The 9,266-nt window shown below is 62.8% G+C and carries 7 protein-coding genes and 2 pseudogenes; 3 read left to right on the top strand and 6 right to left on the bottom strand.

Going from position 1 to position 9,266, the window contains the following annotated elements; all coding sequences use genetic code 11:
• Nucleotides 1-66: 66 nt before the first annotated feature.
• Nucleotides 67-711: a hypothetical protein gene (locus tag E5W70_RS16695; protein WP_292659838.1), complete on the bottom strand. Its 645-nt coding sequence runs from the start codon at nt 709-711 to the stop codon at nt 67-69.
• Nucleotides 712-790: 79 nt separating this feature from the next.
• On the bottom strand, nt 791-1,657 hold the full coding sequence (locus E5W70_RS16700) for an RNA methyltransferase (protein WP_292659840.1): 867 nt from the start codon (nt 1,655-1,657) through the stop codon (nt 791-793).
• 207 nt (nt 1,658-1,864) lie between these two features.
• Here E5W70_RS16700 and E5W70_RS16705 point away from each other — a divergent pair, with 207 nt between their 5' ends.
• Nucleotides 1,865-3,076, top strand: coding sequence for an NADP-dependent isocitrate dehydrogenase (locus E5W70_RS16705; RefSeq protein ID WP_292659842.1), 1,212 nt, complete (start codon nt 1,865-1,867; stop codon nt 3,074-3,076).
• An 11-nt stretch (nt 3,077-3,087) separates the two neighbouring features.
• Nucleotides 3,088-3,747 carry a glutathione S-transferase family protein gene (locus E5W70_RS16710; RefSeq protein ID WP_292659844.1) on the top strand — a complete coding sequence of 220 codons (660 nt, stop codon included), beginning with the start codon at nt 3,088-3,090 and terminating at the stop codon, nt 3,745-3,747.
• Between the two features lie 87 nt (nt 3,748-3,834).
• Here E5W70_RS16710 and E5W70_RS16715 read toward each other — a convergent pair whose 3' ends face one another.
• The 4 genes and pseudogenes from E5W70_RS16715 to recA form a co-directional block, all read right to left on the bottom strand.
• On the bottom strand, nt 3,835-4,155 hold the full coding sequence (locus E5W70_RS16715; RefSeq protein ID WP_292659845.1) for a PhzF family phenazine biosynthesis protein: 321 nt from the start codon (nt 4,153-4,155) through the stop codon (nt 3,835-3,837).
• Between the two features lie 145 nt (nt 4,156-4,300).
• Nucleotides 4,301-4,624 (bottom strand): annotated as a pseudogene (locus E5W70_RS16720) (PhzF family phenazine biosynthesis isomerase); the annotation flags it as partial.
• Nucleotides 4,625-4,687: 63 nt separating this feature from the next.
• Nucleotides 4,688-7,354 carry an alanine--tRNA ligase gene (alaS, locus tag E5W70_RS16725; protein WP_292659847.1) on the bottom strand — a complete coding sequence of 889 codons (2,667 nt, stop codon included), beginning with the start codon at nt 7,352-7,354 and terminating at the stop codon, nt 4,688-4,690.
• A gap of 259 nt (nt 7,355-7,613) precedes the next feature.
• Entirely contained in the window at nt 7,614-8,711 is a 1,098-nt protein-coding gene (gene recA, locus E5W70_RS16730; protein WP_023674696.1) for a recombinase RecA, read from the bottom strand.
• Between the two features lie 278 nt (nt 8,712-8,989).
• On the opposite strand from recA, the pseudogene E5W70_RS16735 reads away from it, so the two are divergent.
• Nucleotides 8,990-9,266, top strand: a pseudogene (locus E5W70_RS16735) (carbohydrate kinase); the annotation flags it as partial.

Below are 9,266 nucleotides of genomic sequence, written 5' to 3' on the forward strand. Positions count from 1 at the left end.
CGGCCAATGATGCATTATCCCGGATGCTTCTATGTGGAGCCATCGTGGCCTTGATGCGGCAACCGGTCACACAAGGCCGCGCTTGCCGAAGCCGCCTGTCCGCGGCCGGCCGGTTGCCGGAGATGCAGGTTGAGATGCAGGGTGGTTCGACGGCACCGGTGCGGCCCGCATGGCGTAGGGCGGAGCCTGGGCCGTCACGCCGGCGGCTGACGCTGAATGAAGTGCCGCGGTGCCGCGCAGCGGCCCGGGCGGGTCGAAATCGTCGAAACTCAGGGGTGACGCCATATCGGAAGAGCCACCGCCCGCCGGCCTGGCCGCCAAGATGACGGCCCACAGCCCGACAAGAGCTAATCCCAGCAGGTTAAGACCGGAATGCGAATCTTCGCCGTCGAATTTTACGACAAGAACAGTGCCGGCCTGCAGGATCGCGAACAGCGTCGAGAACACGATATACGACCAAAGGATCCAACCCGACCCTTGCGCGTCGCGGCTTCGACGCCAGGCGAAATTCGCGCGGAACAGAACGATCACCAGCGAGGCGACGAGAACGGCCGCGGCCAGTCCTTCCCTGGAAGGACCTGGTTGCGAATTGGCCAAGCCCTCGACGCCGATGGTCAGCACGACGCACAGCACAAAGGTCACGATTTCCGCAACCAGCAAGGCCGCGGAATAGAAGAAAAAGCGAAGACGCCCGATATTTGAGCTAAACATCCGAGGATCCATCGTTTTGAAAACCATGGATCAAACCAAATAAAATTCGGTTACTGGTAAGACAGCTGCATTCGCAGGCCTAGTCTTTGTCTTTCGCCCTCGCAGCGCGTGCCGCCGCTGCCGGAAGCCGCCTGGGGTCGTCGCCGGGCGATCCGTCGCCGCGCGGCATGGCCGGCGAGAACCTGTCCAGCGATGATATTATTCCGCGCAGCACCTTGAGCTCCGGCTCGGCAAAGCCGGGGCGGGTCAGCACGGCGCGCAAATTGTCGACCATCTTCGGCTTCTTCGCTGCCGGGCGGAAATAACCGCGCGCCTCCAGTGCACCTTCCAGATACGCAAACAGGCCGTGCAATTCTTCCTTGGCAGCAGGCGGCATTTCGGGGCCGGAGAAGTTGGTTTTGGTCTCGTCTTCCAGGCCGGACTTCATCCATTCATAGGACATCAGCAGGGCCGCCTGGGCGATGTTGAGCGAGGAGAAGGCTGGATCGACGGGGAAGGTTACGATCTCGTCGGCAAGGCCGACCTCGTCATTATAGAGGCCGAAGCGCTCGCGGCCGAACAGGATGCCGGTGCGCAGGCCGGCCCGCTGCCGCGCCCGCAGCGCCCTGCCCGCCTCGACCGGACCGCGCACCGGCTTGAAATTGTCGCGTGCGCGCGCCGTGGTGGCGAAGACGAAGTTCAAATCGGCAACCGCCGAGGCGAGGTCACCGAACACCTTGACGGCATTGATGACGTGGTCGGCGCGGCTTGCGGCGGCACGCGCCTTCTCGCTCGGCCAGCCGTCGCGCGGATTGACGAGCCGCAGCTCGGCAAGGCCAAAATTGGCCATGGCGCGTGCAACCATGCCGATATTCTCGCCGAGCTGCGGCTCGACCAGGATGATCGCCGGTCCGGACGCAGGAGTTCCGGAGGCAAGAGGGTTGTCGGGATCCTGGGTGGCGGTCATGATTGTCAGTGAACTGCTGTTTGCGGCATTTCGCAGTCCCCTGCCATATTTGGCGGCGAAAATGAAGCTTTCGCAAGGAATGCCGTCACTGCGGAGCGGTTCGCCGTTTGCGCGGCCAAAAAGCCTTTGATATACGGGCCGCATCCCAGGGCCGGCAGCCGTGCGGGCAAGGCCGTTTCCGTTCCCCAAAAGCGAGGCATTCTTTCCATGGCGAAGATCAAGGTGGCGAACCCGGTCGTCGAACTCGACGGCGACGAGATGACCCGCATCATCTGGCAGTTCATCAAGGACAAGCTGATCCATCCTTATCTCGACCTCAAGCTCGAATATTACGATCTCGGCATCGAGCACCGCGACGCCACCAACGACCAGGTGACCATCGATTCGGCCAACGCCATCAAGAAATACGGCGTCGGCGTGAAATGCGCGACGATCACGCCCGACGAGCAGCGCGTCGAGGAATTCAAGCTGAAGAAGATGTGGAAGTCGCCGAACGGCACCATCCGCAACATCCTCGGCGGCACCATCTTTCGCGAGCCGATCATCATGAAGAACGTGCCGCGGCTGGTGCCCGGCTGGACCAAGCCGATCATCGTCGGCCGCCACGCCTTCGGCGACCAGTACCGCGCCACCGACTTCCGCTTTCCCGGCAAGGGCAAGCTGACGATCAAGTTCGTCGGCGAGGACGGCCAGGTGATCGAGCACGACGTCTTCGACGCACCCGGCGCCGGGGTTGCCATGGCCATGTACAATCTCGACGAGTCGATCCGCGAATTCGCCCGCGCCTCGCTGAACTACGGCCTGCTGCGTAATTACCCCGTCTACCTCTCGACCAAGAACACCATCCTCAAGGCCTATGACGGCCGCTTCAAGGACATCTTCCAGGAGGTCTACGAGGCGGAGTTCGAAGCAGAATTCAAAGCGAAGAAGCTCTGGTACGAGCACCGGCTGATCGACGACATGGTGGCCTCCAGCCTGAAATGGTCGGGTGGGTATGTCTGGGCCTGCAAGAATTATGACGGCGACGTGCAGTCCGACACGGTGGCGCAAGGCTTCGGCTCGCTCGGCCTGATGACCTCGGTGCTGATGACGCCGGACGGCAAGACCGTCGAGGCGGAGGCCGCGCACGGCACCGTCACCCGCCACTATCGCCAGCACCAGAAGGGCGAGGAGACCTCGACCAATTCGATCGCCTCGATCTTCGCCTGGACACGCGGCCTCGCACACCGCGCCAAGCTCGACGACAATGCCGAACTGAGGCGCTTTGCCGAGACCCTGGAAAGGGTCTGCATCCAGACGGTCGAGTCCGGCTTCATGACCAAGGACCTGTCGCTGCTGATCGGCCCCGACCAGCCATGGCTTTCGACCACCGGCTTCCTCGACAAGATCGACGAGAATTTGCAGAAAGCGATGGCCTGAGCCTCACCGACATGGGCAAGCCCGTCGTCTACGGCGCGGAATACAGCGTCTATGTGCGCATCGTGCGGCTGGTGTTGGAGGAAAAGGGCGTCGGCTACGAGCTCGTGCCCGTCGACATCTTTGCCGCGGACGGCATTCCCGGCTGGTATTTCGAGCACCAGCCGTTCGGCCGCATCCCGGCCTTCGAGCATGACGGCTTTCGCCTCCACGAGACCGGCGCGATTGCCCGTTATGTCGACGAAGCCTTTGACGGCCCGGCGCTGCAGCCGGTCGAAGCCCGGCCTCGAGCACGCATGAACCAGATCGCCGGCATGCTCGACGCCTACGCCTACAAGGCCATGGTCTGGGATGTCGCCGTCGAGCGGCTGGAAAAAACGCCGCCCGACGAAGCCGAGATCGCCAACGGGTTGAGGCAGGCGAGAACGGCATTGCAGGCGCTCTCTTCGCTGAAAGCCGAAGGGCCTTGGCTGTTGGGGACGGACCTGACGCTGGCCGACCTGCACGCAGCGCCGATCATCGGCTATTTCGTCAAGGTGGCCGAGGGGCGAAAACTGCTGGCCGAGTTTGCCGATATTTGGGATTGGTATGCGCGCATCGCTCAACGTGCGAGTTTTGCGAAAACCGAAAGGCAGGGTGAGGAGACAAGCGTTCGGCAAAAGGCCCTCTGGTGATTAGCGAAAGCCGAAGTGACATTCAATCTCCCCCGCAAGGGGGGAGATCGGCAGCTTCGCCGAAGGCAACCCACTGCGAAATACCGCTCAATCGGGAAGGTAGATCTCCGCCTTCATGAAGGTATTCGCACGGCCTGTGATCAGCACGCGATCTCCGGCCAGCTCGCATAGCAAATGCCCGCCGCGCTGCGAGCATTGGAATGCCGACAGATGCGTCTTGGCGAGTTTTTCAGCCCAGTACGGCACCAGCGTCGCATGAATGGAGCCGGTTACCGGATCCTCGGGAATGCCTGCTCCGGGCACGAAATAACGCGAGACGAAATCCTGGGTTCGCCCAGGCGCGGTAATGACCAGGCCGAGAGGATGAAAGGTTCCGATCCTGAGCAGATCGGGAACGAAGGATCGCACGGTTGTCTCGTCGGCAAGCTCGACAAACAGGTTCTCGAAATTGCGGAAGCTCGCAACCGACCGGCAATATCCCTTGCAACGCCGAGTTCAGCTCTTCCTCGATGGGCTGCGGCGGAAAACACGGCAGATCGAGCTGATAGGCCCCTTCCCGCCGGGAAACCCGCAGCTCGCCCACCCGGGTGGCGAAGGCCATTTCGCCCTGACCATTGTATTCCGTAGCCAGCACATGGGCGGCCGCAAGCGTGGCATGGCCGCAGAAGTCGACTTCATGGACCGGCGTGAACCAGCGCAAATCCCAACCTTTGCCATTCCGCCGCACAAACGCCGTTTCAGCAAGATTGTTTTCGTTGGCGATGGCCTGCATTACCTGCTCCGACAGCCACTCCTCCAAAAGGAGAACGGCGGCAGGGTTGCCCTGGAAGGCCCGTTCGGCAAAGGCATCGACCTGATACATCGTCAGCGTCGGCATATCGGCCCTCAAAGATATCCGCTGGGCGGCGCGCCATTTAGGCCGTGCCGCCCCGGTGCAGGTTCACGCCGCTTCGAGAGCCGCTTTCACCGCAGCGATCGCGTCTTCGGCCTTCGAGGCGTCCGGACCGCCGGCCTGAGCCATATCGGGTCGCCCGCCACCGCCCTGCCCGCCCAATACCGCGGACGCGACGCGCACCAGATCGATGGCGCTGAAGCGGCCGGTCAGATCATCGGTGACGGCGACGACGACGCTCGCCTTGTTGTCCTCGCCGGCGCCAACAAAGACGACGATGCCGGAGCCGAGCGACTTCTTGCCGGCATCGGCCAGCGGCTTCAGATCCTTTGGCGAGACGCCGGATACCGCCTTGCCGAGAAAACCGACACCGGCAATGGTTTCGTTTTCCGCAGGCACACCAGCTGGCGAGCGATCACCCAGCGCCAGCTTCTTGCGCGCCTCGGTCAGCTTCTTTTCGAGCTTCTTGCGTTCGTCGAGCAGCGCCTCGACGCGGGCCGGCACATCGGCCGGCGAAATCTTCAACGCGGCGGCGGCCGCCTTCAGCCGCCTGTCCTGTTCGTCGAGATGCTTTCTGGCCGCCTCGCCGGTCAAGGCCTCGATGCGGCGCACGCCGGCAGCGACCGCGCTGTCGGACACAATGCGCACCAGGCCGATATCGCCGGTCGCCCTGACATGGGTGCCGCCGCATAGCTCGACGGAATAGGGCCGGTTGGCCTTGGCGCCATGCAAGCCCGTGCCCATCGAAACGACGCGCACTTCGTCGCCATATTTCTCGCCAAACAGCGCCATGGCGCCTTCGGCAATGGCGTCGTCGACCGACATCAGGCGCGTGGTCACAGGGCTATTCTGAACGACGATCTCGTTTGCCATGCGCTCGACCTCTTCGAGCTCGTCAGGCGGGATCGGCTTGTTGTGGGAGATGTCGAAGCGGAGACGCTCTGGCGCCACCAGCGAGCCCTTCTGCGCGACATGGGTACCTAGCACCTCGCGCAGCGCCTCATGGATCAGATGCGTGGCGGAATGGTTCGCGCGCAGCCTGGAGCGGCGCGCGTGGTCCACCTTCAGCTCGACGGTCGCGCCGGTCTTGACGGTGCCGTTGGCCACCTTGCCGAGATGGACGAAAAGCCCATCGGCCTTCTTCTGGGTATCGGATATCTCGATCGAGAACCCGTCGCCCGAAATGACGCCGGTATCGCCCATCTGGCCACCGGACTCGCCATAGAACGGCGTCTGGTTGACGACCACGGCAACGGCGTCGCCCTTGCCGGCGCTGTCGACGGTCTTGCCGTCCCTGACCAGCGCCTGGATAAGGCCTTCCGCCTGCTCGGTCTCATAACCCAGGAATTCGGTGGCGCCGGTCTTGTCGCGCACCGCGAACCATACCGTCTCGGTTGCGGCCTCACCGGAACCAGCCCAGCTTTTGCGCGCCTCCGCCTTCTGCCGCTCCATCGCTTCCGTGAAGCCGGCAAGGTTGACCGAGATGTTGCGCTGGCGCAGCGCGTCCTGCGTCAGATCGAGCGGAAAGCCATAGGTGTCGTAGAGCTTGAACGCTGTCTCGCCATCCAGCATGTCGCCGGATGCCAGCTTTTCCGTCGCCTCCGAAAGCAAGCCCAAACCGCGCACCAGCGTCTTGCGGAAACGAGTTTCCTCAAGCTTCAGCGTCTCGGTGATCATCTGTTCGCCGCGCACCAGTTCCGGGTAGGCTTGGCCCATTTCGCGCACCAGCGCCGGCACCAGGCGCCACATCAGCGGGTCGCGGGCGCCGAGCAACTGCGCGTGGCGCATGGCGCGGCGCATGATGCGACGAAGCACGTAGCCGCGCCCTTCGTTGGACGGCAGCACGCCGTCGGCGACCAGGAAGCAGGACGAGCGCAAATGGTCGGCGATGACGCGGAACGACGCGACGGTGCCCGCATCCGGACCTTTGCCAAGCGCAGACGACGCAGCGTCGATCAGGTGGCGGAACAGGTCGGTTTCGAAGACGCTTTCAACCCCCTGCAGGATGGAGGCCATGCGCTCGAGGCCCATGCCCGTGTCGATCGACGGACGCGGCAGGTCGACGCGCTCGTCCTTCGTCACCTGTTCATACTGCATGAACACCAGGTTCCAGAATTCGAGGAAACGGTCGCCATCTTCCTCGGGGCTGCCGGGGGGGCCGCCCCAGATATGCTCGCCACGGTCGATGAATATCTCCGAACACGGCCCGCAAGGTCCGGTGTCGCCCATTGCCCAGAAATTGTCCGAAGTCGCGATGCGGATGATGCGATCGTCCGAAACGCCGGCGATCTTCTTCCAGTACGAGGCCGCCTCGTCGTCGGTGTGGTAGACGGTGACCAGCAGCTTGTCCTTCTTCAGGCCGAACTCCCTGGTGATCAGGTTCCAGGCAAGCTCTATGGCCCGCTCCTTGAAATAGTCGCCGAAGGAGAAATTGCCGAGCATTTCGAAGAAGGTCAGGTGGCGCGCGGTGTAGCCGACATTGTCGAGGTCGTTGTGCTTGCCGCCGGCGCGAACACTCTTCTGGGCAGTCGTGGCGCGCGAATAAGGCCGCTTCTCCAGACCGGTGAAAACGTTCTTGAACTGCACCATGCCGGCATTGGTGAACATCAGCGTCGGATCGTTGCGCGGCACCAGCGGGCTCGACGCGACGACCTCGTGACCTTCCTTGCGAAAATAGTCGAGAAATGCCGACCGGATCTCGTTGACGCCACTCATGAAATACTGCCTTTTCGAGAGAACCGCCGGCTGCCGGCGGAAAATAGACATGGCCTTTTAGCGGTCGCACCGCAGCCTGTCCAGAAACACCAAATGGGCTAAAATCCCGGCTTTCATCAGCGCCTTGAAACGCGTCTGACTCGCCGTCAAACGCGAACCGCCGGCACGGGGCCGGCGGTTCGAAACGCATCGATTACGCAAACTCAAATCAAAACATAAAATCCAAACCTGGCTGACGCTCCGGGAGGCGTCGCTTTTCCTACATCACCCCGGCGTCGTCCTCGAAGCCGTCGTCGCTGCTTTCGGAGCCGCCGTTTTCAAGGAATTTCTCGGCGATCAGCCCGGCATTCTGCCGCAGCGCCAATTCGATCTCGCGCGCCGTGTCGGGATTGTCGCGCAGGAACAGTTTTGCGTTTTCGCGGCCCTGGCCGAGACGCTGCGAATTGTAGGAGAACCAGGCGCCCGACTTTTCGACCACGCCGGCCTTGACACCGAGATCGACCAGCTCGCCGGTCTTGGAGACGCCCTCGCCATACATGATGTCGAACTCGACCACCTTGAAGGGCGGCGCCAGCTTGTTCTTGACCACCTTGACGCGGGTCTGGTTGCCGACGACCTCGTCGCGATCCTTGACCGAGCCGATGCGGCGGATGTCGAGGCGGACCGAGGCATAGAATTTCAATGCATTGCCGCCGGTCGTCGTCTCGGGCGAACCGAACATGACGCCGATCTTCATGCGGATCTGGTTGATGAAGATGACCATGGTGTTGGAGCGCGAGATCGAGGCGGTGAGCTTGCGCAGTGCCTGGCTCATCAGGCGGGCCTGCAGGCCGGGCAGCGAATCGCCCATCTCGCCTTCGATTTCCGCCCGCGGCGTCAGCGCCGCCACCGAATCGACGACCAGCACGTCGATGGCGCCGGAGCGCACCAGCGTGTCGCAGATCTCCAGCGCCTGCTCGCCGGTATCGGGCTGCGAGATCAGCAGGTTTTCGAGATCGACGCCGAGCTTGCGGGCATAGACCGGGTCGAGCGCGTGCTCGGCATCGACGAAGGCGCAGATGCCGCCCTTCTTCTGGGCTTCGGCCACCGTGTGCAGCGCCAGCGTCGTCTTGCCCGAGCTTTCCGGCCCGTAGATCTCGACGATGCGGCCGCGCGGCAGGCCGCCGACGCCAAGCGCGATGTCCAGCCCAAGCGAGCCGGTCGGCACCGTTTCGATCTCGACGACCTGCTCGTTCGCGCCGAGCCGCATGATCGAGCCCTTGCCGAAGGCACGCTCGATTTGCGACAGCGCCGCATCCAGAGCCTTTGATTTATCCACCGCTTTGTCCTCTACAAGCCGCAAAGAATTCTGAGCCATGATACATCACCCCGTGGTCGTCAATGGAGGCCGGACAATCCCGCGATCCTTAAAAGAATGTACCTCATTTGTTCTCATTTGTCAATGAGCGCCAAGAGTTTGAAAAACAACGCATATCTATATTTGTTCTATTTTTGTTTCGCAATTTTGCTTCCGGATGTGTCCCGCCTCGCATGCGGCGCCGTTGCCGTCACCAACCGAATCGCACCCGCGATTGCAGGGTTCCGCCCGGCGACCTAGTCTCCTCCCGGGCAACAGCTAAAGGGCATTTTGCCGGCATGATCAAATCCCCGACGATCCTGGCCGTGGGCGGCGCCTATATCGAGCGGCGCGGCCGGGTTGCCGGCGCCTTCGTGCCGGCCGCCTTGAACCCCGGCACGATGCGCGAGCATGTCGGCGGTGCCGTCTTCAATGCCTTGCGCTGGGCGGTGCGGCGCGGCGTCTCGGCCTCGCTGCTTTCGGTGCGCGGCGGCGATGCCCTTGGCGACACGGTTTTGCGCGCCGTCACCGAGGCCGGCATCGCCGACCTGTCGGCGGTGTTCCTCGACCGCGCGA

Source organism: Mesorhizobium sp. (genome assembly GCF_005063415.1).
Taxonomy (GTDB): domain Bacteria; phylum Pseudomonadota; class Alphaproteobacteria; order Rhizobiales; family Rhizobiaceae; genus Mesorhizobium.

What these genes read in the sequence shown, in the direction of transcription:
- E5W70_RS16695 (WP_292659838.1), bottom strand. Translation starts at nt 711, where the DNA reads ATGTTTAGCTCAAATATCGGGCGTCTTCGCTTTTTCTTCTATTCCGCG.
- E5W70_RS16700 (WP_292659840.1), bottom strand. Translation starts at nt 1,657, where the DNA reads ATGACCGCCACCCAGGATCCCGACAACCCTCTTGCCTCCGGAACTCCT.
- E5W70_RS16705 (WP_292659842.1), top strand. Translation starts at nt 1,865, where the DNA reads ATGGCGAAGATCAAGGTGGCGAACCCGGTCGTCGAACTCGACGGCGAC.
- E5W70_RS16710 (WP_292659844.1), top strand. Translation starts at nt 3,088, where the DNA reads ATGGGCAAGCCCGTCGTCTACGGCGCGGAATACAGCGTCTATGTGCGC.
- alaS (WP_292659847.1), bottom strand. Translation starts at nt 7,354, where the DNA reads ATGAGTGGCGTCAACGAGATCCGGTCGGCATTTCTCGACTATTTTCGC.
- recA (WP_023674696.1), bottom strand. Translation starts at nt 8,711, where the DNA reads ATGGCTCAGAATTCTTTGCGGCTTGTAGAGGACAAAGCGGTGGATAAA.